The sequence below is a fragment of the Tepidimonas sp. genome (genome assembly GCF_046292505.1).
In the GTDB taxonomy this organism is placed as follows: domain Bacteria; phylum Pseudomonadota; class Gammaproteobacteria; order Burkholderiales; family Burkholderiaceae_C; genus Tepidimonas.
In genome coordinates this window covers 1-801 of record NZ_JBKBQX010000165.1, presented here as the reverse complement: position 1 = coordinate 801, position 801 = coordinate 1, and the positions used below count along the sequence as shown (strand labels likewise).

Sequence of the window (801 nt, the reverse complement as noted above, 5' to 3'; positions counted from 1 at the left end):
CGCGCTAAATACTCCGACCTGAGACCCGCTCCTGGTCAGTGTAGGAGGAGGCAGAAGGGTTGATGATGGCACGGCGAGGTCGATGAGACATAAAAGTTGGTTGTCAGTTCACACGAAACAAAGAGAAAAAGCGAAGATGAGTGTGCACAGACAACGCGACAGAATAAATAGTCAGAAACCTGACAACAGCCGAAAATAGCCCAGTCCACGTGGCGAATCGACCAAAGTTGTCTGCGGCCAGACAGAAATTGCAGTGGCGAGTCGAAGCACAAAACCCAGAAATAGACACAGCGAGTCGCACAGAACCTAGAAATAGCAGAGTACGGCATAGTGCAGTTGGAAGCGGCGAGTCGCACGCACAGGCAGTTGTCACTCCATTGCATAGCAAACCGTGCATTCGCAAGCGAAACAGTGACCAGCAGGTACCGTCCAGCCGCTCGTCGGCGGTGCCTCTGGCCAATCTTTATGAGCAGCCTCAACCCACGCCACGCGTCAGCACTGCAGCTGACCGCAGACTCTCTGACTCCACCGCACCATCTCGCCCACATCAACAACAACATCATCAACACCACCGATTCGACAGCGTCGTCGACAGCACCATCTCGTACACCTCTCAGCCTCGACGCGCCAGTTTGGAACGTGCTCACCTCGTCAGTCAGTCTGCGTCTCGACGCGTGGCGTCGGCTCCAGGGCACAGCCCAGCACCAACTGCACCAAGTCATCGACTGGTTCACCTTCGGCTTTCCCGTGCCCTTCCATCAGCTGCCACCACCATTCACCACCATCTCTCGCCCGGTCACC

General features: G+C 56.1%; 1 protein-coding gene. It reads left to right on the top strand.

Features of this window, described 5'->3' with window-relative positions; translation table 11 throughout:
* Window positions 1-465 precede the first annotated feature (465 nt).
* A partial coding sequence (locus ACK4TH_RS12495; RefSeq protein WP_409626919.1) for a hypothetical protein occupies window positions 466-801 on the top strand: 336 nt, incomplete at its 3' end.